24 protein-coding genes are annotated in these 25,391 nt (G+C 41.8%); 14 read left to right on the forward strand and 10 right to left on the reverse strand.

The window, feature by feature from the left end:
• Positions 1–85: 85 nt before the first annotated feature.
• Entirely contained in the window at positions 86–1,969 is a 1,884-nt protein-coding gene (gene gss, locus ENH88_RS10660; RefSeq protein WP_304182252.1) for a bifunctional glutathionylspermidine amidase/synthase, read from the reverse strand.
• A 231-nt stretch (positions 1,970–2,200) separates the two neighbouring features.
• Here gss and ENH88_RS10665 point away from each other — a divergent pair, with 231 nt between their 5' ends.
• The 3 genes from ENH88_RS10665 (at position 2,201) to ENH88_RS10675 (ending at position 4,943) form a co-directional block, all read left to right on the forward strand.
• Positions 2,201–3,175 carry a GNAT family N-acetyltransferase gene (locus ENH88_RS10665; RefSeq protein WP_304182226.1) on the forward strand — a complete coding sequence of 325 codons (975 nt, stop codon included), beginning with the start codon at positions 2,201–2,203 and terminating at the stop codon, positions 3,173–3,175.
• A 159-nt stretch (positions 3,176–3,334) separates the two neighbouring features.
• Positions 3,335–4,396, forward strand: coding sequence for a catalase family peroxidase (locus ENH88_RS10670; protein WP_304182227.1), 1,062 nt, complete (start codon positions 3,335–3,337; stop codon positions 4,394–4,396).
• 10 nt (positions 4,397–4,406) lie between these two features.
• Positions 4,407–4,943: a cytochrome b gene (locus ENH88_RS10675; protein ID WP_304182228.1), complete on the forward strand. Its 537-nt coding sequence runs from the start codon at positions 4,407–4,409 to the stop codon at positions 4,941–4,943.
• A 63-nt stretch (positions 4,944–5,006) separates the two neighbouring features.
• Here ENH88_RS10675 and ENH88_RS10680 read toward each other — a convergent pair whose 3' ends face one another.
• On the reverse strand, positions 5,007–5,786 hold the full coding sequence (locus tag ENH88_RS10680; protein WP_304182229.1) for a DUF2189 domain-containing protein: 780 nt from the start codon (positions 5,784–5,786) through the stop codon (positions 5,007–5,009).
• A gap of 304 nt (positions 5,787–6,090) precedes the next feature.
• Here ENH88_RS10680 and ENH88_RS10685 point away from each other — a divergent pair, with 304 nt between their 5' ends.
• Positions 6,091–6,702: a MarC family protein gene (locus tag ENH88_RS10685; RefSeq protein ID WP_304182230.1), complete on the forward strand. Its 612-nt coding sequence runs from the start codon at positions 6,091–6,093 to the stop codon at positions 6,700–6,702.
• A gap of 37 nt (positions 6,703–6,739) precedes the next feature.
• The gene (locus ENH88_RS10690) at positions 6,740–6,973 is read left to right on the forward strand and encodes a hypothetical protein (protein WP_304182231.1); all 234 of its coding nucleotides are present in this window, start codon (positions 6,740–6,742) and stop codon (positions 6,971–6,973) included.
• 241 nt (positions 6,974–7,214) lie between these two features.
• On the opposite strand, the gene ENH88_RS10695 is transcribed toward ENH88_RS10690, so the two are convergent.
• Both ENH88_RS10695 and ENH88_RS10700 read right to left on the reverse strand, forming a co-directional pair.
• A complete protein-coding gene (locus tag ENH88_RS10695; RefSeq protein WP_304182232.1) occupies positions 7,215–7,646 on the reverse strand; it encodes a MerR family DNA-binding protein in 432 nt (143 codons plus the stop codon).
• Positions 7,647–7,651: 5 nt separating this feature from the next.
• Positions 7,652–10,015 carry a heavy metal translocating P-type ATPase gene (locus tag ENH88_RS10700; protein WP_304182233.1) on the reverse strand — a complete coding sequence of 788 codons (2,364 nt, stop codon included), beginning with the start codon at positions 10,013–10,015 and terminating at the stop codon, positions 7,652–7,654.
• Between the two features lie 525 nt (positions 10,016–10,540).
• Here ENH88_RS10700 and betI point away from each other — a divergent pair.
• The 5 genes from betI (at position 10,541) to ENH88_RS10725 (ending at position 16,336) form a co-directional block, all read left to right on the forward strand.
• Entirely contained in the window at positions 10,541–11,131 is a 591-nt protein-coding gene (gene betI / locus ENH88_RS10705; RefSeq protein WP_304182234.1) for a transcriptional regulator BetI, read from the forward strand.
• Position 11,132: 1 nt separating this feature from the next.
• Positions 11,133–12,596: a betaine-aldehyde dehydrogenase gene (betB, locus tag ENH88_RS10710; protein WP_304182235.1), complete on the forward strand. Its 1,464-nt coding sequence runs from the start codon at positions 11,133–11,135 to the stop codon at positions 12,594–12,596.
• Positions 12,596–14,266 carry a choline dehydrogenase gene (betA, locus tag ENH88_RS10715; RefSeq protein WP_304182236.1) on the forward strand — a complete coding sequence of 557 codons (1,671 nt, stop codon included), beginning with the start codon at positions 12,596–12,598 and terminating at the stop codon, positions 14,264–14,266. Before betB ends, betA begins: the two co-directional genes overlap by 1 nt.
• Before the next feature lie 135 nt (positions 14,267–14,401).
• Positions 14,402–15,619: a BCCT family transporter gene (locus ENH88_RS10720; RefSeq protein ID WP_304182237.1), complete on the forward strand. Its 1,218-nt coding sequence runs from the start codon at positions 14,402–14,404 to the stop codon at positions 15,617–15,619.
• Positions 15,620–15,628: 9 nt separating this feature from the next.
• Positions 15,629–16,336 (forward strand): TorF family putative porin, encoded by a 708-nt coding sequence (locus tag ENH88_RS10725; protein WP_304182238.1) that lies wholly within the window; start codon positions 15,629–15,631, stop codon positions 16,334–16,336.
• 61 nt (positions 16,337–16,397) lie between these two features.
• Here ENH88_RS10725 and ENH88_RS10730 read toward each other — a convergent pair whose 3' ends face one another.
• From ENH88_RS10730 to ENH88_RS10745, 4 genes are all read right to left on the reverse strand, one after another.
• Complete coding sequence (locus ENH88_RS10730) at positions 16,398–17,213, reverse strand: substrate-binding periplasmic protein (RefSeq protein ID WP_304182239.1); 816 nt, start codon at positions 17,211–17,213, stop codon at positions 16,398–16,400.
• Between the two features lie 155 nt (positions 17,214–17,368).
• Positions 17,369–18,613, reverse strand: a complete 1,245-nt coding sequence (locus tag ENH88_RS10735) for a hypothetical protein (protein ID WP_304182240.1) — start codon at positions 18,611–18,613, stop codon at positions 17,369–17,371.
• Positions 18,610–19,446 carry an ABC transporter ATP-binding protein gene (locus tag ENH88_RS10740; RefSeq protein ID WP_304182241.1) on the reverse strand — a complete coding sequence of 279 codons (837 nt, stop codon included), beginning with the start codon at positions 19,444–19,446 and terminating at the stop codon, positions 18,610–18,612. The genes ENH88_RS10735 and ENH88_RS10740 overlap by 4 nt, the downstream gene beginning before the upstream one ends.
• 2 nt (positions 19,447–19,448) lie before the next feature.
• Positions 19,449–19,823, reverse strand: coding sequence for a GntR family transcriptional regulator (locus ENH88_RS10745; protein WP_304182242.1), 375 nt, complete (start codon positions 19,821–19,823; stop codon positions 19,449–19,451).
• Positions 19,824–19,917: 94 nt separating this feature from the next.
• On the opposite strand from ENH88_RS10745, the gene ENH88_RS10750 reads away from it, so the two are divergent.
• From ENH88_RS10750 to ENH88_RS10760, 3 genes are read left to right on the forward strand one after another with little or no spacing between them, the layout of a single operon-like run.
• Positions 19,918–21,438, forward strand: a complete 1,521-nt coding sequence (locus tag ENH88_RS10750) for an alpha/beta fold hydrolase (protein ID WP_304182243.1) — start codon at positions 19,918–19,920, stop codon at positions 21,436–21,438.
• A 3-nt stretch (positions 21,439–21,441) separates the two neighbouring features.
• Positions 21,442–22,176, forward strand: a complete 735-nt coding sequence (locus ENH88_RS10755) for an ATP-binding cassette domain-containing protein (RefSeq protein WP_304182244.1) — start codon at positions 21,442–21,444, stop codon at positions 22,174–22,176.
• Entirely contained in the window at positions 22,173–23,312 is a 1,140-nt protein-coding gene (locus ENH88_RS10760) for an ABC transporter permease (RefSeq protein WP_304182245.1), read from the forward strand. Before ENH88_RS10755 ends, ENH88_RS10760 begins: the two co-directional genes overlap by 4 nt.
• Before the next feature lie 60 nt (positions 23,313–23,372).
• On the opposite strand, the gene ENH88_RS10765 is transcribed toward ENH88_RS10760, so the two are convergent.
• Positions 23,373–23,783 (reverse strand): hypothetical protein, encoded by a 411-nt coding sequence (locus tag ENH88_RS10765; RefSeq protein WP_304182246.1) that lies wholly within the window; start codon positions 23,781–23,783, stop codon positions 23,373–23,375.
• A 26-nt stretch (positions 23,784–23,809) separates the two neighbouring features.
• A complete protein-coding gene (gene fldB / locus ENH88_RS10770) occupies positions 23,810–24,331 on the reverse strand; it encodes a flavodoxin FldB (protein ID WP_304182253.1) in 522 nt (173 codons plus the stop codon).
• 149 nt (positions 24,332–24,480) lie between these two features.
• Here fldB and xerD point away from each other — a divergent pair, with 149 nt between their 5' ends.
• A complete protein-coding gene (xerD, locus tag ENH88_RS10775; protein WP_304182254.1) occupies positions 24,481–25,365 on the forward strand; it encodes a site-specific tyrosine recombinase XerD in 885 nt (294 codons plus the stop codon).
• Positions 25,366–25,391: the final 26 nt, after the last annotated feature.

Raw genomic sequence — 25,391 nt, forward strand, 5'->3', positions numbered from 1 at the left:
CACTTTATTTACCCAACAAGTAGCAGTAAACAGGCTACTTGTTGGGTTTGATATGCGCCCAATATTGAGGTTAAAGCACCTTTAATTAAAAGTAATTATCATCGCTGATACGCAGTGCCATACAGTCGCTGTGGCCGTTTATGATCATGCTCTTATCAACGCGCACGCCAGCACCTGCGTATTTACCAGCTGCGGTAAAACTACATATTTGCACAAAGTAATCAGCTACTTTAGGAAGGGCAAATAACTGCTGGTATATTTGCTCTTGAGAGGCAAAATGACCGGTTGTTTTTTCTATTACGTGTTGTTGTTCATCAACGAGTTGAATATTTGCACCGCATCGACCAACAATCGGTTTAATAACATAGCCTGTTTGCAATAGCTCATCATTTAAATCAAATGCAGTATTGAGTAAAAACGGATGATTTGGAAATAAACTCCACAGTACTGGCAAAATTGCTTTATTACTGGGTATTAATGTCCACAGCGGCTCAAAAACCATCACATTTTTACGAAGTAATACATCGACCAAGCGTGGGGTTTTACCAGGTTGCCATTGCGGCTCAAAATCATCGCTTTGGGATTGATCTGCCTCACACTCTTGTCTTATTTGATCAAGAGCGGTTTCCCATGACCATGTTTTCCAAACGTAACTGAGTTTTTCGCCATCAGCGTCAACAATATTACCCGCTGCGTCCCAGTGTAAATCAGTCAAACCAATGATTACTTTGCACTCAAAACCAGCGGCTTCAATAGCTTCTTTCATAAACAATGCATGGTAATGTTCTTCTGGCTCATCATCTTGCAATATATGGACAAGGCCGTTTACTTCACTTTTTCGCCATGCTCTGACTAAGTCTTTAAATAAATCATGGCCGGCATCAATACCCGTTTTAACACCAAAGTGTTTGCCCCACTTACCTTGTACTTTACCACTTTCCATGTAGCACGATGCTGAATCGCAGTTGTATTCATAGACTTTTAAGCCTGCGGGAGTTAATGCAAAATCAAATCGACTGGTGATCAGTTGATTTAAGCGATTATCCCATGATTGGCGAATTTTATTGAGCACCGCATCGGGTAAATTAAACTTTTTCAATAGCTCAGGATGCTGCAGTACATAGTCTGTTGCATGCATAAACAAGCCATGTAATTCATTGCTAGCATGCTCAATAGTTTGTTGAGCGGTTTTTGAAATTGTAAAATAATGATGTTGATCTGCACTGACTGAGGTCAACTTATGCCCTTGCATCATCTCTACGTAGGCGGCTTCATCGTCATTGGCAATGTTAAGCCATGACTTTGTGGCTTGCCCATAATCAGTTGCATATTGGGCTTTTATGGCAAACAGATCCGTGTTTATTTCAGGCGTTGGTTCACTAAATTCGCTGTGCTCAGTTTGTGTCATCCAGCCTAAAATAGTGGCGTCACTGTAAGAGCACTCAATCCAGTAGTCACCTTCTTTTGTGACTTTCGCTTTAAGTTCGCGACACCACGGTTGATCTTGCGGCCATAGCTGATGGGCCACGTTTTGTTCAGCAAGGCGAATTTTATCCTGATGTACTTCAACCACCACCGCAACATGACCTGTTTCTTCAAATTCACCGCCTTCTTCCCAAATGAGTAAACTTCCTACCACTGGGTGGTGTTTTGCACCATTACGAAATGCTTGTAACGGCAATCTGGTTTGATTGTTTATATCACGCACTGAGCGTAGCTCAAAAATATCGTAAGCCATTGCAACATCATCAAAAATATAGCCATGATTGAGGTACATCCAGCGCCGCGCAAATTCAACACATTGCCATTTATAGCCCATGTAAATACCATCGAGGTAACTACGATAGGCACTACGGTTAGGATAAATTGTTGCGTCAGCTGTATCGTAATCAGACGAATAAACAGCAACATTACCAGGCGCATAGCCTAATAACTCACCAAACTGACTGACAGGAGCGCGGGATTTAATAGACAAAGTGATTCAAAATTAAGGAGGATAATTTGCAGACTATAGGAGTGAATAAGCCTGATAGCAAGATAATAAATATAATCTTTCAGGCATTTTTTATGTTGCTATTAGATGCGTAAATCAACCGTTATTGCGTATGACAAAGAGCTCATTAATTACTTCATTATCATTTAGTTGATTTACGTCTTTACTGTCCACATATTAACTAAAAATAGCCATTAAAGGGAAGTTATGCGTCATTATCCACTGTATAAAATAAACCAAGAGTGCTTACGTCGTTTAGGTAAAGGGGTTTTAAGCTCCTATAAACTTGACGCCATAAAAGGCTTAGATATTGACAAAGCAATCGCCAAAGAGTGTGAAGACTTACTTGCATTGAATGAGGATTGTAGCCCTGCGGATTTTAGTGAATTACGCCAGCGACGTAATATTAGTGCCGCTGTACCCGATGATGATTTATATGCGCAAGTTGTCGAAGCCGCTGATGGTAGCTTATTTATAGTCAACGTTTGTCGTAATGATGATGACGAAACGATGTTTGAAGTATTCAGTGAGCACGCGTTATCTTTGCCATTGCTTTGCGATCTGATTCGTTACATCAGCAAGGTATTTTGCTGGTGTACGGCCAAATATATTTGCCTCTGGCCAGCCCCCGACTCCGATGCAGCCAAACAGCTTTTAAGTTTACCCGGAGCGCGAGCCGTTGACTCGTTGTTAGGGGCTGAAAACCCACTACTTGAAATTGATAAACGTCTGCATGGCAATATCACGATGCAGCCATTTACACTCGACAAACATTGGGCTTGGTATCAACAAGAATATAGCGAATTTTTAACGGCACACCCAGAAATGAAAACCATAGTACCAATAAGTGAGCAACAAGACGTAAGTGAATCTATTGCAGATGGTTTATGCTGCATGGCGTTTTATCAAGACGAGCCGCTAGGTATGATCATGGGCGAGTCGAGTGAAGAACTAGGCTTAAATGGTTTACTGGTGAGTGATATTTTTATTGCTAAGCAGTTTAGAGGCCAAGGTTTTGCGTCACCAATGCAGCGCTTGTATTACCAACAGTATAAGCAAGATTTTGAGTTCTTTTTTGGTTATATCGATGCGACCAACAAGCCATCTTATAACAATGCTCTTAAGCAAGGGCGTAGGCTACTACGCCAAGAGTTATACTTGCCAGCTCAGCTATTTATTTGATTTTTAGGTTGCCAGCACGTTTATAAAAGCGGTTATTATTTAAGTGTTATGAACCTAATCGTGAATTCTTTTTAATTTATTGAAATAGCTTCCAGCTTTAGTCGGTCTTTGCAAGGGAGTATTGATAATAAATAATGAGATAGAAGGGCAAGTTATAATATGACTAATGATAAACGCAGTAGCAATGCAGGCTCCTCAGTCGTGCGCAAATGTTTGCTACTTGGTTCGATGGCGGCATTTGCAACTGCTACTTTGTATTTTGCCGGTGTATTTAATGGCGACACAGTGACCGCACAACGATTTGTTGATTTACAACAAGGTGATGAGCCTCACCTCGGCTTTCGGCGTGCCCATGCAAAAGGGATGTGTGTTTCAGGTCGCTTTGAATCGACTGGCGCATTAGCCAGTTATTCAACTGCAGCAATCTTTAATGAGGGCGACACCGAATTCCTAGGGCGTTTTTCAATTGCAGGTAATAATCCAACGGCACCTGATTTAAAAGCACCGGTGCGTAGTTTCGCTTTTGTTGTTAATAGCGCAACTACGCAAGAATGGCGAGTGGCGATGAATACCCCGCCTGTGATGGCAGTCGCTACGCCCGATGCATTTTTTCAGCAATTGCAGGCATTATCGCCTGATCCAATCACCAAACAGCGCGATCCTGAGAAAATTAAAGCCTTTTTTAAAGCGCACCCAGAAAGCAAAGCATTTAACGAGTGGAAAGCCAGTTACGTGCCGACAAATAGTTTTGCTACAGAGCGCTACCACAGCATAAATGCATTTTATTTACACAATGCGCACGGCGAAAAGCAAGCCGTGCGCTTCGAAGCAGTTCCTGATGATAATTACAAAGAGTTAGTTGAGCTTGATCAGACTTCTGCTGATGCCTTACAACAACAGCTTGCGGAGCAACTAAAAAACCAGCCAGTTAAATTTGATTTGATGTTTACTTTGGCACATAGCAGTGACGATGAAAATAATCCGACAATACCTTGGCCCACTACGCGCAAAACAATCAATGCTGGTACGTTAGTGATCACTGACTGGCGTCCTCAGGATGAAGGAAAGTGTGGGGCTCAAAACTTTGACCCATTAGTTTTACCCGCAGGAATGAGTGCGACAGCGGATCCTATTTTGCGCGCAAGAGGAGCAGCGTATGCTCAGTCTTATCGTCGCAGAGCCACTGAAACATTGCTTGATGGTCAATCAACAAATCAATAAGGAGCGCGTAATGTCAGTAAATAAAAGGTACTCAGCGACCAGTCAATTATTACATTGGGTTATGGCATTGCTTTTGATTTCGATGCTGTTCTTAGGCTTATCAATGGTGCAAAGCTTGGCTGTTTGGCAGCTAGAAGCCGTAGCCTTGCATAAATCATTCGGCTTTTTAGCACTTGTACTGGTAATAATAAGGCTGATAAATAAAGCACTTAGTGTCGCTCCTGAATTACCCAGTGAGTTACCTGCAATTCAGCACTTAGCGGCGTCGGTAACTCATATCGGGCTGTATGCTGCGATGATACTGATGCCGTTATCTGGCTGGTTGATGCAAAATGCCGATGGGCGCGTGGTGCAGGTGTTTGGGCTGTTTACGTTGCCTAATTTACTTGATGCAAATATTAAATACTTTGCATTTTTTCGAGAAATGCATGGCATTGTAGCTTGGTTGTTTTTAGCGATGATCTTTATGCACATCAGTGCAGCGCTATACCATGGCTTAATTAAGCAAGATGGCGTGATCAGTACCATGCTCAGAGCTAAGAAATAGGTTCCTTTGTTATTAATTCATTTCAAAAAAAGGCCAGCGACATCTGGCCTTCTTGCTTCTAGGTTACTCATATTCTCGGGCTTTTTTGGTTTTAATTACTGCAATATAGCCATGCCAGCTGGCGTAGCTTAGTAGCGGCATAATAACAATAAAACCGGTGGCGCCGGTTATAAAGCCGATAGCAACAAGGACAAAAATACAGATGGCCCATACCACCATCGCTGCAAAATTTACTCTAACAGCATGCATTGATGAGACAACCGCAGTCATGATATCAACCCGTCTTTCCATCATAATTTGCGGTGTGAAGGCTGAAATCGCAAATACAGTCACCAGTAATACACCGCCAATGATTGAACCTACGGTTAAAAATGCGGATAGCTCTTCAAATGTAGGGTTAGCATAACTTGGGTAGAGGGCATGAACCAGTGCAGCAAGGCGCATCCATATAATCATTATTATCATCAGTAAAATTGCAAACCCCCATTCACCTACGGGATTTCTGAACATGGATTTTAGCGAGTGACCTAGGGTAGGCGTGTGGCCCTTTTCAAGCTCCCACGCAACATCATAAAGCCCCACGGCAAACACGGGGCCTATTAAAGCAAATGCAACTGTGGCGGGTAACACCACTAAGTGGCTTTCTGTGAGTACAACAGAATATATAATTGCCAGCGGAATAAGCGTAAAAATTAGCCCGTAAACTAGACTCAAAATGGGGGCTCTGGTCATATCTTTAAAGGCCAGTGCCAGCCAGTGAAACGCTGCAAATGTACTAACCGTATTACATTTAATACACGCTGCAAAGGGAGTTTGTTTATCAATTGTTTGAGGTGTTGGCATATTATGCTCCTAATTAAAGCGCTTCTTTAGGTTTAGAACAAAGCGCAATTATTTACAAATAATCAATATAGGAAGGACGTTATTTTTTATTTTTCTTAAGTGTTGATAGCTAGCAATAGCGTAACTCAGGTCTTTATTTAGTCGAATTTTATTAACTAAAAACTTAATAAACCAAGTTATTAGCTCTTAATTAATACTTTTAGTTATAATAATGTATAAAATATCAGCAGATTAACTTGTGATCTAAGGACATGAATTTGTTACCCGATTTTAATTAGACCTTTCGCTTAACAAGGATTTTTATATGCTAGAAAAGCTTTCTCAAGATGCCCTCGTTATTTGGGCTACGATTGATCCTATTGGTACTATGGCGCTGTTTGCGGCATTGACTTCACACCTAACAGAGCAACAAAGACGTAAAACGGCATTTAAAACAGTGCTTTATGCGGCGTGCGTATTACTTGCGTCTATTTTAGTTGGGCAGCTTATTCTAAATGCAATGGGTATAAGGTTAGTGTCGTTTCAGTTGGGCGGTGGGATTATTTTATTTTTATTTGGCTTACAAATGATTTTTGGTAACGACTTTAATAAAGCGCAGCAAGACCCTGGACATGATATTGCCGTTTTTCCACTGGCAATACCGGCAACTGCAACTCCTGGTGCTATCTTAGCCGTGATTTTACTAACAGATAACCATATTTACCCTGTTGTTACGCAGATCGGTACCGCCTTGGTGATGTTAGCGGTATTAGGGCTGACACTTATTTTGTTATTGCTCTCAGGCAAAATAATCAAATTAATTGGTACTGGCGGAGCATCAATTTTAACCCGCGTGATGGGCATGATTTTAGCTGCATTTTCTGTTGAGCTGATCATGACTGCATTAGAAATTAAGCAATGGGTTAACTTAGACTGACCAGTATGAGTCACGGATGAACGTGCGACGTGGTTAGTTGAGTAGCGTATCAGTAAAAAGCAATCTGGCGATCCCTTTTGCAATTCCACTGCTTGTGGAGTTTACGCTCACGGGTCGTGCATTTAAAACTAAAATCTTAATTATTTGTCATCAATTAGCTTGTAATACTGAACAGGATTGCCAAATGTTATTTGCAGGTGCTTTAACAACTGGTATGGATGCGGCAATTGTTTTGCTCTTATCTGGCAGGAGGCAGCAAGCCGGCGGCTAACACTAAAAATTAGCCCCTTGTGAGCGTACATTGTTTACCGCGTGAACAAATTTTCTGATACCTCACTGAGCAGATGCCTAGCGGTAAAAGTGGCTTTATTCGCTTTATCAGCACCACGAGACTTATTTGCCGTTTAATGCCTGCTTTCTTTAAAGGGGGTTTGCTGAATCACTAAAGTACAGTGTTACTCGCTATTTTTAAACAGCAAAAAGCCAGTCAGTAATATGACTAGCTTTTTGCTTTAAATGGTTTTCTTTGCCGTGGTATTTAAGCTGTTTTGGCATAAACCGTCTAAAATTGCGCAGTGGGCATTCTCATCATCGCTACAATTATCAGATAACAGTTTGAGTGCTTGGCGCATTTGCTGTAGCTCATTAATTTTTTCTTCAATTTCACTCAGGTGATGCTGAGCAATAGATTTTACTTCTCTACTTGTGCGAGCTGGGTTTTGCCACAAGGTTAATAGTGATTGAATTTGGATTATTGGAAACCCAAGCTTCCTAGCTTGTCTAATAACACCTAATAATTGCAGTTGCTGATCACTATATAAACGGTAACCTGCTTCGCTGCGTTTAGTGCATTTTAATAAACTACTGGCTTCGTAATGGCGGATCATTTTGGCTGAAAGCCCAGTTAATTGTGCTGCTTCACCGATTGTGATGAGTTTCTCCATGCTTGTTACTCCTTTGGTTGCCAGCGTTGTAGTAGTAAGGCATTACTGATCACCAGCAAACTACTGGTGGCCATCGCTGCTCCTGCAAGTATAGGGTTGAGGTAACCAAGTGCAGCGAGAGGAATACCAATGACATTGAAAATAAATGCCCAAAATAAATTTTGCTTAATTTTTCGGTATGTCAGTTTAGCCATTGATAGCGCAGATGCCACTAAAGCAGGCTCACCCCGCATGAGCGTTATTGCTGCTGCACTTACTGCGACTTCGGTACCTGTGGCCATTGCGATACCCAAATCTGCTTGCGCCAACGCCGGGGCATCATTGATACCATCTCCTACCATAGCAACGAGATAACCAGCTTGCTGTGAGTTACTTATATACTGTGCTTTAGATTCAGGCAGCACTTGCGCTTGGTAATCATCTAATGCCAATAGTTTGGCTGTATAATCGGCACTACTTTGGCTGTCACCGGTTAACATTGCCACTTTAATACCTTGCTGTTTTAGTTGTTTTATCGCGGCAATCGCATGTGGTTTTAGCTGATCAGTAAAGCAAAATAACCCTAAAAAATTACTCTCTTCATTTTGCTGACTAACCAACCACGATAACGAAGCACCTGGTACATCAATTTCTATTTGTGGCAAGGTGAGTCCTAGCTCTTGCATCCAAAAACCACTGCCGAATAATAACCTTGCATTTTGGTGGTGCGCTTTTACACCTCTGCCAGCGACAACTTGAAAATCAGTAACAGCGTTTGCTTGCAAGTTGTGCTCATGCGCTTTATTTAAAACAGCTTTGGCCAATGGGTGTTCACTGTATTGCTGTAATGATGCGGCCAACTGCAGTAAATCATCTTCATCACCAGAAAGCGTATGTATACTCACTAATTCAGGTTTCCCTACCGTGAGTGTGCCTGTTTTATCAAAAACCACCATGTTAATTGCAGTGGCTTGCTCTAAAGCACGAGCATCTTTGACTAATATACCAAATCGCGCAGCCGTGCCAGTTCCCGCCATTATGGCGGCAGGGGTCGCTAACCCGAGGGCACAAGGACAAGCGATGACAAGCACAGCAACAGCATTAAGAATACTTTGTTGCCAATTACCTGTTGCTAAACCCCAGCTTACTAAAGTAATGAGTGCGATCAACAATACTATAGGTACAAAGATAGCACTCACTTTATCTACTAATGCTTGTACAGGAGCTTTGGCGCCTTGTGCTTGCTCTACTAAACGTATTATTTTCGCAAGCGTTGATTCTGCCCCAACGCTTGTAGCGCTGATCTCTAATACTCCATCTAAATTAACGGATCCGCCAGTTACTTTATCTGCGATTGATTTAAATACTGGCATGCTTTCACCGCTTATTAAAGCTTCATCAATTTGCGATTGACCTTTAATGATAACGCCATCTACAGGGACACGTTCACTGGGTTTAATTAATAGTCGTTCATCTGTTTTGATCATCGCAGCAGCGACTTCAGTCCAGTTGTTTTCGCGCCACACGGTTGCTGTGGTTGGCCGTAAGCCCTCTAGTGCTTTTAGAGCACTTGTTGTTTGGCGTTTAGCTCTGTGCTCAAGGTATTTGCCTAAAAGTACTAAGCTGAGCACGGCGCTACTGCTTTCAAAGTAAAGGTGAGGGGAACCGTGCTGCCCAGTAAAAGTCCACCATAAGTACACTGATAGACCATATGCGGCGCTGGTACCAATAGCGACTAATAAATCCATATTACCGGAGCCAGCTTTAACAGCAGCCCAGCCCGCCCGATAAAAACGCGCGCCAAAATAAAACTGTACAGGTGTTGCGAGTAACCACTGGGTCCAAGCCGGGAGCATCCAATCATGTTGAAAGAGCATGGCAAACATTGCTAAAACCATAGGTAACGTTAAGAGTATTGAAGCAAGTGCAGGGAACCAATCCGCTTGATAAAAAGCGTGTTTTTCCTTTTCTTTCACATCATACGATGTATCAACTAGCTGATAGCCGGCATTATTTAAGGTGGTTGCAATGTCAGTTATTGATAATGGCGAAAGCAAGGTCAGATTAAGTTTTTCTGTTGCTAGATTTACGCTTGCGGTGAGTATTTGTTGCAGTTGCATCATTGCTTTTTCTACTCGCGTAACGCAAGAGGCGCAGGTCATCCCAGCAACTTGGTATTGAACATGGGTGATTGGTACTTCATAACCTGCATTTTTTACCGCATCTATTAGCGCAGTAGTTTCGGCTGCGCCTTCTACTGTTACTGTTTCTAGTGCTAAATTAACAGTTGCATTTACAACACCAGTAACCTTGCCTAAAGCCTTCTCGACTCTACCAACGCAGGAAGCGCAGGTCATCCCGGCAACACTAAATTGAATTGATTTATCCACATTAACCTCCACTGCTGTAATTTATCTTGAGTTGTAGAGATTAATCCTTCCCATGAGGGGAAGGTCAAAATAAATTATTAATTTTATTATGCGACAAAGATTGGCTTTACCTTAAAGGGAAGCTGCAAAGTTAATTAACAAAAATGGCTTTGCTAATGTTAAAGCTAACAATTGAAAAATACGATGTTAGTAGCATAGGTGCAGAATACATACATTAATAGTCTTATATTACTTATTTATGCTGCATGGCAATACTCGTATTGTTGGGATACGTTTATCAACATTGAGGTTTTAATTTCTTGCATACTTTCTGTTTTTTGCTGCATTTCGTAACATTTACTTGAAAAATGGCAATTATATTATTTTTTTTCGTAATTTTTTCTAAGCCAATTTATAAACGCTAATACAGTTACTTAGAGTCACTTTGCTGACGCCACTTTAGCTTGTTTACAGTTTGTCAACCTTGAATTACCCAATCTATTACTTTAACCTTTATTTTTACTGAACGATCAATTAATAAAAATCATGCCTAAAGTTGGAATGGAACCTGTCCGTCGTCAGCAGTTAATTGACGCCACAATTGAGTCGGTTGCTGAGCTTGGTTTACAAGGCACAACGATTAACAGTATTAGTAACAAGGCGGGTTTGTCGTCGGGCATTATTAGTCATTACTTTGGTGGTAAACAGGGCTTGATAGAAGCCACTGTGCGTTATTTATTAACCAACTTGAAGCGTGCATTAATTGAACGTGTAACAGCAACTACGACGCCAGAACAACGGTTGATGTTTATAGTTGAAGCGAACTTTGCACGCTTACAGCTGCAAAGTGATACCACTAAAACTTGGTTAAGCTTTTGGGCGCAATCAATGCATGACGTGCAATTACATCGTTTACAAAACGTTAATAGCCGCCGTCTTTTTAGTAACTTAACAAGTTCATTCAAAGCATTAATGAATGACGTTGATGCCAAACTTGCAGCCGAATTATGTGCAGCGATGATTGATGGGCTGTGGTTAAGAGCGGTGTTAAGTAAGTCAGACGAAGATCAATTTGAACATTGCGAGCAGTTAGCTAAAGGCTATGTAAATTCACTTATCAAACAGTATGGAGCTTAATGTGACAACGCCTGTTTATCAAAATTTTATCAACGGTCACTTTTTAAAGAATCAAAGTGGCGAAACTTTCGCAGTTAAAAATCCTGCTACAGATGAAGTAATTTACCATGTAGAAGTCGCTGATGCGTTTGTACAAAATGCAGCTATTGCAAGTGCTAAGCAAGGTTTTGCTGCGTGGTCAGCCATGACGCCTATTGCACGCAGTCGTATTTTATTAAAAGCGGTTGAGCTGTTACGTGCGCGCAATGATTTACTTGCAAAAATTGAAGTGCTCGACACCGGCAAACCATGGCAAGAAGCCGAGTGTGTTGATGTGCAAACCGGTGCTGATGTAATCGAGTATTTTGCAGGGCTAGCACCTGCGCAAGTTGGCCAACAACAAATGGTTGGCGAAGACTTTTATTACACCCGTAAAGAGCCATTAGGGATTTGCGCAGGTATTGGTGCGTGGAATTATCCACTGCAAATTGCTTGCTGGAAATCCGGCCCAGCACTGGCTGCGGGTAATGCATTTATTTTTAAGCCTTCTGAAGAAACGCCACTTGGCGCAATCAAGCTTGCCGAGATATTCACCGAAGCGGGTGTACCTGCGGGCGTGTTTAACGTGGTGCAAGGTGCAGCAGAAGTCGGCCAGTGGTTAACACAATCAGCTGATATTGATAAAGTATCGTTTACCGGCGAAGTCGGCACGGGTAAAAAAGTAGTCGCGAGTGCTGCGGGGTCATTAAAAGATGTCACCATGGAACTTGGTGGTAAATCACCACTGCTAGTATTTGATGACGCTGATATTTCACAAGCAGTCAGTGCCGCCATGCTAGGTAATTTTTATACTCAAGGTGAAATTTGCACTAACTGCACCCGTATTTATGTACATAAAAATGTTTATCAGCAATTTATTGATGAGCTGAAAACCCGCACAGAACAAAATATTATTGCCGGCGATCCCCTCGATCCTAAAGTTAACTTTGGCGCGTTAATTTCCAAAAAGCATCAAGACTTAGTGATGAGCTATATCGATAAAGGTATCAGCGAAGGGGCAACGTTATTAACGGGTGGTAAAGTACTGAGCCCAGCCTCTGCACCGAATGGCTACTTTGTTGCACCTACTGTATTTACTGATTGCACCGATGACATGACCATAGTCAAAGAAGAAATCTTTGGTCCGGTAATGAGCGTATTAACGTTTGATGACGAAGATGATGTTATCCATCGCGCTAACGATACCCACCTAGGCTTAGCCGCTGGTGTATTTACTAAAGATATTAAGCGCGCACACCGTGTTATTCATCAGTTGCAAGCGGGGATTTGTTGGATCAACAGCTATGGTAACTCACCAGCCGAAATGCCTGTGGGCGGTTATAAGCAGTCAGGTATCGGCCGTGAAAATGGCATTGAAACACTTGATCATTACACCCAAACTAAATCGATTTATGTCGGTATGACTAATATAGAGAGCCCATTTTAATGACTGCACTAACGTATGATTACATCATAGTGGGTGCAGGGTCGGCGGGCTGTGTACTGGCTAATCGTTTATCCGAAGATAGCAGCAACCGCGTTTTATTATTAGAGACTGGCGGTAGCGATAAAAGCATTTTTATTAAAATGCCTACTGCGTTGTCGATTCCGATGAATTCAGATAAATACGCCTGGCAGTTTCATAGCGAAGCAGAGCCTTTTTTAGATAACCGTAAAATGCATTGCCCGCGTGGCAAAGTGTTAGGCGGCTCATCATCTATCAATGGCATGGTATATGTACGTGGCCATGCTAAAGACTTTGATGAATGGCAACAGCATGGTGCGAACGGTTGGGATTATCAGTCGTGCTTGCCGTATTTTCAAAAAGCAGAATCATTCTATTTAGGTAAAAACGACTATCGTGGTGATAGCGGCCCTTTAGGTGTGAACAACGGTAACGAAATGGCGAACCCGCTTTATAAAGCCTTTATCAAAGCGGGCCAGCAAGCCGGTTACGCAGCGACTGACGATTTCAATGCGGGGCAGCAAGAAGGTTTTGGGCCAATGCATATGACTGTTAAAGACGGTGTGCGCAGCTCTGCAAGTCGTGAATATTTAGACCCAGTGAAGTCACGTAAAAACTTAATTATTGTTACTGGCGCGTTGGCTGAAAAGGTGTTGCTTGAAGGCAAAAAAGCCGTTGCTGTGCAGTACAAAGTTAATGGCAAGACTGTTAAAGCGAAGGCCAGTAAAGACGTTATTTTAAGTGCCGGTCCAATTGGCTCGCCGCATTTACTGCAACTTTCGGGTATTGGTGACAGCAAAATACTTAAAGCCGCGGGTATCGAGGTTAAGCACCATTTACCCGGGGTTGGGCAAAACCTGCAAGATCACTTAGAGTTTTATTTCCAGTATAAGTGTAAGCAGCCAATTACCTTAAACGGCAAGCTGGGGTTAATTTCTAAAGGCCTTATTGGCGCACGTTGGTTATTAAACCGCAGTGGCTTAGGGGCGACTAATCACTTTGAGTCATGTGCGTTTATTCGCTCAAAACCGGGTGTTGAGTGGCCTGATATTCAGTATCACTTTTTACCTGCGGCAATTCGTTATGACGGTAAAAGTGCTTTTGATGGCCATGGTTTTCAAGTCCATGTGGGTCATAACAAACCGAAAAGTCGCGGTGCGGTGACGATAAAGTCAGCGGATCCAACGGTTGCACCAAAAATCCAGTTTAACTATTTACAGCATCAAGATGATATCGAAGGGTTTCGAGCGTGTGTGCGTTTAACCCGTGAAATCATTGAGCAGAATGCGTTTGATGACTACCGCGATGGCGAAATCCAACCAGGTAAAGAGATTCAAACAGATGAGCAAATAGATGCCTTTGTGCGCCGTGCTGTTGAGAGTGCTTACCATCCGTCGTGTTCATGCAAAATGGGTGAAGATGAGCTCGCTGTAGTGAACTCAAACACTCAAGTACATGGTATTGAAGGGCTACGGGTGGTGGATTCATCAATTTTCCCCACTGTACCAAACGGTAATTTAAATGCGCCAACCATTATGGTGGCAGAAAAAGCGGCTGATCTGATTTTAGGTAAGCCACCACTTAGTAAATCGCATGCAGCGGTTGCCATCGATTCACAATGGCAAACTGTGCAGCGTAGCTCGGAGATCTAATAAAGTCACCTGAGACATATGTTGTGTCTCGGGGCTTGCAGTGGCGCGCATCATGAGTTGTTTGTGATGCGTTAATGCGAGGCTAAAAACACGGAGAAAGAATGACGTATTATCATTTATTTTGGGGAGCAAATTATGACCATATGGCTTAGTGCTGGCATTATTTTCACTCTCTTAGCAATTATTGCAATTTTAGTAAAATGGGGCAATGTGAGGTGTGTAGGCGTTACACCGGTTAGAACATTTACCTTTATCGCAATCTTATTTACATCAGGCTTAGACGTTGGCTTGATCATGTTTCCATTGACTGAGTTTGCAGGTTATGCAGACATAAAAGCAAGCCCAGAGTATGCATTTGCCAATCCATTGGCCATTGAGTTTGGTTATTGGGGCTTTTTGATCTGGGGATTTTATTTCCTCACGTGCTTTTATTTCTGTGTAATAGAACCTAAAGTGAAATTTTTTGAAATTCCTTGGGTTAAATTAATTAATAATGTAGTTATTATAGGCACTTGTGCATTTACAGCCTTTCTATTGTTGTCTAACCTACCTTGGTATTTACCGAGTCTTGGTGATGGCGATTCGATTATTCCCTCGTTTTATTTAATTGTCTTTGTAGCTATTTGCTTTGCCGTGTATTCCAGCACTGATATTAAATACGTACGCTTTTTAAGTATCTCAACCACTTGGCTATTCATCGTATTAATTGGCTTTATGTGGGTTGGTGCGTTTATGGGCGATAACGGCGAAGTGTCTGATTTTACAAAAAACCTCGAATCAATTGGGAACTACTTTGGCAATATTAATCAGTTTGTGCTGCCATTGAACGATTACCATGAGTTTTATTTATTTTGGTGGTTTGCGTGGAGCATTATGATAGGTCAGTTTACCTCTCGTTTTGTCGGCGGCTTAAAAACCTATCAGGTATTGGGCGCTATGTTGATTTTCCCTTCAATCCCGATTGCGATTTGGTTTAGCGTGCTCTACCAATATCATGAGGCAGGCATTGCAACACAGGGAATTAAAAATATCGCCATGGTTTTTGTTGGCGTAGTGTTTGTGATCAATTCACTTGATTCACTGATCCGTTTATACACTGACAATATGAACCTCACGGTTAAGCGATTAGGCAGGTTTAACTATATTGCCTTAAATATAATCGCTCTTTCATTGTTAACTTTGTTATTTAAGCTAAACTTTTTACAAATACAATGGGTTGGGGCACTGGTAATTGGCTTGTATTTTGGTTGTACTGCATTTATTGGATATAGCAAATTTAAAGCAGTGAGCAACATTGATAGCTCGCCAAAAGATAACAAAATTGACTATACAAAAATTGAATCAGTAAGCTAAGGAATTAACATGACAACACGAACAACATTATTTGCAGTTGCACTGCCATTCGCACTTTTTTCAGCGTCTGCATTAGCTGACTGGTCAACAACGGTCACCGGTGTATCTGATTACACTTTCAATGGTGTAAGCCAAACGCAAAACGACCCCGCTATTCAGGGTAGCCTAGATTATTCATTCGCTGACTCAGGTATGTATGCGGGTATGTGGGCATCAAATGTAGATTTTGGTGATGATACCAATATTGAATGGGATGCGTATTTTGGTCGCTATGCACAGTTAACAGAAGCCGTCAGCCTTGATTACGGTATTGCTTATTACAGCTACCATGGGCAAAGCAACTCAAGCGATGGCAACTATTTTGAAGCCTACACTAAATTTGGTTATGTAAGTGAGTTTGGGCAAACAGAGCTTAACTTTTGGTACAGCTGGGATTACTTTGGAACGGGGGCAGGGCATGTGATCTCTATGCTTGCCCACACCATTGAACTTGCGCCTAATCATGCATTACGCGCCAGCTTTGATGTTTCAAACTCGCTTGATGGCGATAAGTTTGCATGGGATACCGATGGTAAATCGTATAACCACTATCGCCTTGCTTATCAAACAAGTTTAGCGGGTTTTGATATTGAGGTAGCGGGCGAGAACACGAGCCTAGATATCGATACTGCCGATGAGCGTATTGTACTGTCTATAGGCCGTACTTTCTCACTATAATTTTTAAACGTTTGTTTAAGCACTAAAGCGACCATGGATATGGTCGCTTTTTTTATTCAAATTACTTCAGGTTAGGTTTGCTAAGCCGGTAATCGCCTTGTTCTAAGCCTTTAAAGTAAGCTTGATAACGACCATCTTGTTTAAACTGCTGTAAGTGTAAGTTGAATATTTCCAGAAGCTCGCTACTTTGTTCTGCATTATTAGGAAACAACAAAAAACTGTTATTGAGCAGTATTGGTTTAGGGTGGTGGGTAATCGTATCAGCAAGCTCAGGGTGTTGATTGTTAAGAGTGTGGTAACCAATATTTATTTCTTCAGCAAAAGCATCAATTCTACCTGCTGATAAACGACGAAAGTTTTGCTCTGTACTACTTACTTGTGATAGATCGAATATACCTTCTGCCACGGCTTTATCGAATTTTGGGCCATAACTGTAACTCAATCCTCCACCTATTATCAGGCCACGTAGATCATTAAAGTTGTGCCATTCAAAATGGTTATCTTTTTTATAAAAAAACACAAACTTTTCACTGAGCAGCGCATCGCTATAGTTGTAGTTGTTTACCCTTTCTTTGCTATGCATCCAAACCGCAGTTGCCGCATATTTGCCGTTGTAAGTGTCATGGTAGGCGCGCCCCCATGGTAAAAAGGTAAAGTGAACTTGGATCCCTGCTTCTTTAAAAATATCCTTGATAAGGTGGGCCGCAACACCTTGATAGGGTAGAGATTCACTTAAAAATGGCGGCCATTCACCCGCACTTATTGCTATGCTTTTTGTATCGAGGGTTGACTTCATTGGCACTGCCAATACGTTGCTCGTGCTGCAGAGTAACAACCAAGTAAAGCATAGTGACAATGTTACTCTAGCATTAAACATTTCGTGCTCCTCTTCAGGGGGTAGTTTCAATTGTTAACTAATTGTTGTTTGATATTACCGTAGCAAATATATAAAAGCGAATTCTCATGTTGCAGCGTATAAATGAAGTTTTACGGTGGAGTGTGAAAGCCCTATTTAGATAATAGGGCTATTCGTTATAAGTATCTAACGGTTAAGCGGTTTATCGCAGCCATTACGAATGTATAGATACCCATCATGGTGAGTTTGCTTAAGCTGTCGCCATGATCAAACATATAAGTTGCTAGGCCCATATTTAGGCCAAAGGACAAACATAAAAATAGACTAAGTAAGTTTATATTTTTGCAGATATTGCCAATAGCAAAACTCAGTAGTAAACCAGCAGCACAGGCTAATGAGTAACTTAAAGCATTCACTAGTAACAACTCTTTATTAGCAACAGTAAGCGCTGCGGCTGTGCTAAAACACAGTAAAGCTACGAGCGCTGCTAATTTTAACACACTGTGACTAAGTGCGATTTTTGCGCTGTAGCTAGTGTTGTAAATTGGTAGCGTAAATAACAATTCCCATGAATTTTGCTTTTGTACTTTGCTCCACAAACTTAATGTCACAATCGCGAAGATACAGAGTGTCAAAACAAAAATGACCTGCTCAGTGATGCTATAAAATAGGTTCGCTACTACACCGACAAAACATAAAAGTGTAAGTAAAATAAGATACTGAGAAAGTCCAGAGCCAACAAAGTAGCTAAGAGGAAATAATCCTTTATTAATTGAGCTGCCGTAATTTGATAAAAAGCCACTAGGAATTGGCGACCAACCAGATTGCAGACCATTACGATAATTGCTCAGCGAGTCGGGGCGCCATACATAGGCAGATGAAAAGTGATTATGCAATAACGCGATAGCAATATAAGCAATGATATTAACAGGTATTAACCAAACGGGAAGTTGCTCTATTAGCACACACACTAACGTAGCGATAAAGATGCTGAAATAGCAAACAGAGGTAAATAAATGACTGAATGAGCGATTTAAAAACCAGATAATAAGACCAATAAGATTGGCCAGCGTGAGCGTTGCTAATAGATTGATATTATCAGCAATAATGATGCTTAAAAGAGAAATTAAGTTACTAAATACAATGAATACTTTACCTTGAAACATCACATGCTTACGGTAACCAACAACTAAATTTTGCCATTCAGTGGCTTGCATGCGAATGCTTTGCCAAGCTATCGCGCTGTACATACAGATAATTGCAAACATGATCATTAACGCAAGAAGCTCCTCAATACCAGTATTAATAAGGCACAGTAAAGCCGATATAATTGCAGCGATAAAATAGCTGGCACACCCAGCATCTTTTAACCACAAGCTGACCGCGCCTTGATACCAAGCGCGTTTACTGACTTGCATCATCCATGTAACTCCACAAACAGCTGTTCAAGAGACAGTGTATTGATTGCTAAAGCATCAGCAATGGCTTCACCCGTATAGCCATAAATGATGGCGCAATTTTGCTGTCGGTTCAGTACCTTGTATGCGCTGAGATCGATAGTCGGTTCTCTAAAGCTGACTTTTCTAACCGTGTCGCGAATGACATCTAATTCGTCAAGTAACAGTAATTCGCCTTGTTTTATTAGTGCAATATGACTGGCGACACGTTCTATGTCGGAGGTGATATGCGATGAAAATAAAATTCCAGAGCCCGAATCTAATGCTAAGTCGAAAAGATCGCTCATAAATTCGCGCCGAGCGATTGGGTCTAAACTTGCCACCGGCTCATCTAAAATAAGCAGTTGCGGCCTATAAGCCATGGCCATAATAAGTGCCAGAGTTTGACGCTGGCCGATTGAGAGATCATTAATGGCATCATTGCCATTCAATTCAAAGCGCGCGAGCCACTTTGCTTCTAATTGCATATCCCAATCAGGGTAAAAACGGCGGTGTAATGCCAATGCGTTGGCAATTTTAAAACCTTCATAACCAAATGTTTGCTGAGCTACGTAACCAATTTTAGCTTTACTGCTAGCAGTTAATTGATTACTTAATTCACCGAATACCTGAACCTCGCCCTGATCTGGGCTTATTAAACCCAGCGCACTGCGTAACAAGGTCGTTTTGCCGGCACCATTTTTACCTAATAAGCCAATCACCATGCCAGGCTCAACATTGAGGTTGATGTTGTTTAATATCAGGCGTTGGTTGTACTGTTTAGAGACATTTTTATAGCTAAGAAGTGGTTGTGTCATTGTTATAATTCCCACCGTTTTTTTATTAGTTCGGTTAAAGTTGCTTGCGGCACATCGAGCTGTTTGGCTTGTTGAATAAGTTGATCGATGGCCTTAAAGAGTAAACTCTCTTGTTGGTCGGTTTGTTGCGTGGTTTTTTGTGCGACTCGTGTTGCTTGGCCGCGGCGGCGCTCCAACCACCCTTGATCGACTAATTGACCAATCGCTCTGGAAACGGTCATAGGATTAACGGCAAAGTGATCCGCTATTTTTCGCACGGACGGCAACTCTTCACCAGCAGCTATTTGACCACCCACAATCAAGCGGACAATTTGCTCATGCAATTGTTTGTAGATGGGATCGCCACTATTGGGGTTGACATTAATAAATTCTAACATTATTCTTTCTCTACTGTATTAATACATTAATACACCGATACACTAAGGTTTAAGTTATCACATTGAGTGTAAAATGCAAACAAAGGAAAGAGTGATGAAAAGTATATTAAATTGTTCTAATAGACTGATAGGTATAGCGATGATGCCTATTTTAATGGTTGCATCAACTGCGCTATACGCAGAAAATAATCAAAATAACCAAGCAAAACTGACGCCATGCTATATGGAAGGACTGGCCGATAGACTAATGTGTGGCAGCATTGCTCAACCTTTATCGGATGATCCTAATGATGGCCAGATTGATATTCACTTTGCCGTTATTCCAGCAATCAAGCCCAGCCATCCTGATCAAGCCGTGCTTGGTTTTGCTGGTGGCCCGGGGCAAGGCGCAATAGATTTAGCCGCAGTGTTTAATCATAACTTACGGTTTGCCCGCGAAACCCGAGACATCGTACTGGTTGATCAGCGCGGCACAGGTTATTCACATCAATTGCAATGTGAAAGTGATGATTTAAAAACTCAGTTTGCTTTTAATGATGTGATCGCTGACCTTCAAGCCATGGGGGCAGAAGATACGCAAAAGTGTAAAGCAAAACTCAATATTGATTTAAGCCACTTCACTACACCCGTTGCAGCAAAAGATTTTGAAGCGGTACGTAAAGCACTCGGTTACAAAGGATTTCATTTGTTTGGGGTGTCGTATGGCACACGTATAGCGCAGGAGTACATGCGCCAATTTCCTGACTCTGTGTTAACGAGTACCTTAGATGGTGTTGTGCCAATGCAGCAAAGTTTGGCTGCTATAGGTGGCGCGGTTGATGGTTCACTGGCTGCATTATTCAATCGTTGTGCAGCTGATACTTTGTGCGCAGCGCAATACCCTAACTTAGCAAGTAACTTTAACTCATTGCTTACGCAGCTTGAACAACAGCCTGTACAAGCACAGGTTAGACACCCACGTACCAATGACGTTATTGCTTTTACAATCACTAAAATGAAGTTTTACAGTGCGATACGCTTTGCGCTATACAGCCATGCACAACGCGCGATTGTGCCAATGGTTATTGAAAAAGCACTAAGTGGTGACTATTCACCGCTGGCTGGCATGATGGCGAATGTTGATTTAACGCAATCTTTAGCAATGGGCATGCATAACGCCATTGTCTGTGGTGAAGATTGGCCACGCTTAACAACGCAAACTCGCGCCCAGTACAGTAAAACTGATATGGGCAAAGCAATGATTGCGGGGTTTGATATTGCCTGTCCAATTCTAAATGTAAAAGCCGTTGACGAGGCATTTTACCTACCGCTAAAAACCAGCACGGCAACGTTACTTCTTTCTGGTGGACGAGACCCTGCAACACCTGCAAGTTGGGCCGAGCTTGCGATGGTTGAGATGACCAATGCCACTCACTTAGTCGCACCAACAGCCACCCATGGCATTGGCTCGCAAACCTGTGCGCCGAAAATTATTGCCAAGTTTATCGACCAGCAAAGTATGCAAGACATTGATACAACCTGTATTAATGAGCCAAATGAGAAACCGTTTTTTATGAATATTAACGGCGTAGCCGTTGCCAATAGCCATTCAACTGATGCAGCTAGCAAGGAGTAAGTGATGATTAAAGTAACCAACCTAAGTAAGAAAATTGGCGACGTTAATGCGCTAAATGGTTTAAGTTTTACTGCACAGAACGGCAAGATCACCGGCCTTCTAGGGCCTAATGGCGCAGGTAAAACCACCTGTTTACGCACCATATTTGGATTGTTAAAGGCAGATAGCGGGTATGCTGAAATTGATGGCATTGATGTTGCCAAAGAGCCGATGGCAGCAAAACAAAAGCTTGGCTTGTTCCCAGATCCGTGTGGCTTGTATGAACGATTAACACCAAGGGAATACATTAGTTTTTTTGCCCAACTAAGTGGTCTCAGCGCAAGTGATGCTAAGCAGGCGACGATAGAGGTAATAAATAAATTAGCGATGAACGATATTGCCGATCGCCGTTGCCAAGGTTTTTCGCAAGGCCAACGGATGAAAACCGCCTTAGCCCAAGCCGTGGTTCATAACCCATCCAACATTATTTTAGATGAACCAACCCGTGGCCTCGATGTAATGAGTACCCGTATATTAAGAGAGCTGTTGCTATTACTGAAAGCGCAAGGGCACTGCGTGTTATTTTCATCGCATGTTATGCAAGAAGTTGCAGCGCTATGTGATCACGTAGTGATCATGGCCAATGGTCAAGTGATTGCCCAAGGTTCAGTGGCCGAGCTATGTGAACAAGCAGGTAAAGAGACATTAGAAGAAGCATTTGTCGCCTTGATTGGCAGCGACGAGGGGATTGCAGCATGATTAATTTATTAACAGTATTATTTAAAAAAGAACTGATGGATGCCAGCCGTGATAAACGTTCGGTAATGGCGGGGCTTTATTATGCGATAGGTACGCCAATTGGTGTGTGCTTATTAATGAGTGTGTTGCTACAACAATTAGCATCACCTGAAACACTAAAAATTAATATTGAAAATAGCGAACGTGCACCCGGATTGATTGCTCACTTAAATAGCCGTGATATTGTTGCCAGCACTGACGCTGACGAACGTAAAGCCATTACCTTATCTATCAGTGAAGACTATCAACAAAAGATGAGCGAAGGGCGCCCAGCAACGGTAACGCTTATTGCCGATAAATCAGATGATAAGTTGCGTAAATATATCAACCAAGTTGAAAAGGCAATGGTGTTGTATAGCTCTGAAATAGCCAGTCTGCGATTAGTTTCTCGTGGTGTGGATCCAAACTTGATGCGTGCACTCGCGATTGAAGTACATGATCAAGCAACCCCAGATTCAAAAGGGGGCATGATTTTAGGATTGGTGGCATTAACACTTATTTTAGCGTTATTTTACGCGGCGATGAATTTGGCAATTGATACCAGCGCCGGTGAGCGAGAGCGTAATTCGCTATCGTTATTGTTAAGTCATCCATTACATAGTTTGCATATTGTGCTTGCTAAAGTTGGCGCGATAACCACGTTTTCTATGTTAGGTTTAGTGGTGATTTTAGTTGTATCTAAGTTTTCATATGCGATGGTGCCGTGGCAGCAAATGGGCTTTAGTATTACTATTACCCCTGCGTTTATGCTGTTTAGTATCGCGATATGCCTACCTATTGCATTGATGTCGGCCAGCTTACAAGTGTTTGTATCGTTTATGGCTAAGTCGTTTAAAGAAGCGCAATCTTACGTCACTATGGTGTTATTTATCCCAATGGCGTTAAGCATGATAACCACTTACGATATTGCGACAGATGTGGTGCAGTGGTTGCCGATAGCTGCGCAACAGTTTGCATTAATGGAGTTTATTAAAGGTAATCCCATTCCTGTCCCGCAGTTACTGTTATCAACAGTGATCACCCTGGTATTATGTGCAGCCTTTAGCTTTTTAAGCGCGCGAATGCTGAAAAGTGAAAAAGTGGTGTTTGGTTTATGATTATGGATTAGCAAATTAATAGATTAGTAAAGCGACCTTGCGGTCGCTTTTGCATGCTAATTAACTGAGCGAGTAGATTTCATCGAGCTGAATATGTTCAATAGAAGAGTTCGCTAGTAACTGTTTAAACACGCTGGTTGCCTTTGCTTTTTCTATATTGGCACTGCTGAAAGGGGCAATTTTAAACAACTTTTTTATAGATAATCCGGTAATTTGGCTAAGCGGTGCGTGGTGTTTGATAAGTACCGGAAGCTGGGGATCACTATCATCGTATTTTGCTAAAGCGAGTTTTGATAAGTTAAATAAATCTTTAGCGAGTTTACCAGCATCAATAAATGGTACTGCAGCATCAGGAATAAAGAATATATGCCCAAACCGGTCACGACTTTGACTCCCTGTACAATTTAGTGGCTTTACGATGTTATTGCTGAACTCGACAACATCGCCATTGATCAAGGTAAATTGTGCCATTCGTTGCCTTATAGTTACAGCGAGGTTTATAGCGTCTCGCTGTATTCAGTCATGATTTGTTCAACCCAGTTAGCGATTCGCTCATCACTGTGTTCGTATTGACTGTCTTCATCAAGGGCTAAACCAACAAAGTGTTTGCCGTCGTTGGTAAGTGCTTTGGAGGCTTCAAACTCATAGCTGCTATCGTTTGGCCATAAACCTAATAAAGTAAATTGTTGGCTACTTATTTCATCATGCAACATGCCAAGTGCATCTTGAAACCATTGGCCGTAACCTTGTTGGTCACCCATGCCAAATAAAGCAATGGTTTTGCCATTGAGATCAACATCTTTAATGTCATCCCAAATAGATTCCCAATCTTCTTGTAACTCACCGAAATCCCATGTCGAGATACCAAAGATGATAAAGTCGTAATTCTCTGCGTCTTTTAATGGTTCATCTTTGATATTATGCAGGCTGACAATGTCTTGACCGATAATATCGCGGATTTTTTCGGCTGCTATTTCTGTATAGCATGTGGTAGAACCATAAAATAAACCAATTTGCATCGTATTTATCACTGTGTATTTGCCTGATATGATAGGCTGAAGTTTACCGTAAGGTATTATTAATTGATACCTTGATAACTATGAGAATAACTGTGACCACGTTACCTGATCATGAGCCATTAGACTCAGCCATTACAGATCACGACGAATTGCTCGGTAATAGTGATTATCTTGAATCTTTTTTAGATAACCTCTATTTAGAACAACACGTAAGCGATAACACTTTATCAGCGTATCGCAGTGATTTAGATAAGTTTTGCCACTTTTTAACAGGCCAAGATTTGCTCACTGTCAGTGGCCAAGATATTGAAAGCTATTTAGCGCATCGTGTTGATTTAGGTTTAAAACCACGCAGTACGGCGCGCAGTATTAGCGCGTTAAAGCGCTTTTACCAATATTTTGTCCGCGAAAAATATATTGCCGATTCGCCAATGGTTAATATTGCCCAGCCTAAGGCTGGCCAGTCACTGCCGAAAACTTTGTCTGAAAACGAAGTAGAGGCGCTCTTAGCGGCACCTAATGTTGAAGAGCCAATGGGACTGCGTGATAAAGCCATGCTTGAATTGTTATATGCCACAGGGTTGCGAGTTAGTGAGTTAGTCGGGCTGCGGATGGAGCAAATTAATTTGCGTCAATCGGTAGTGTTCGTAAAAGGTAAAGGTAACAAAGAGCGTTTAGTGCCGCTTGGCGAAGAAGCCATGTATTGGCTAGAGCAGTTTTTAAAGGTGGGGCGTGCGCAAATGATCAAACATGCTACCGACTTTGTGTTTCCGTCAAAGCGTGGAGTGGGTATGACCCGACAAACTTTTTGGCATCGTATTAAACACTATGCTATTTTGGCAGCAGTTGAATCGCCTTTATCGCCCCATACGTTGCGTCATGCGTTTGCAACACACTTACTAAATCATGGTGCTGATCTGCGGGTCGTACAGATGATGTTAGGGCATAGTGATTTATCAACCACACAAATTTATACCCATGTTGCTAATGAAAGGTTAAAGTCGGTACATCAGCAACATCATCCGCGCGCTTAGTGAGAATTTTTTCGTACTTCGGCGGT

The sequence above is a fragment of the Pseudoalteromonas prydzensis genome, assembly GCF_011050055.1.
GTDB lineage: Bacteria > Pseudomonadota > Gammaproteobacteria > Enterobacterales > Alteromonadaceae > Pseudoalteromonas > Pseudoalteromonas prydzensis_A.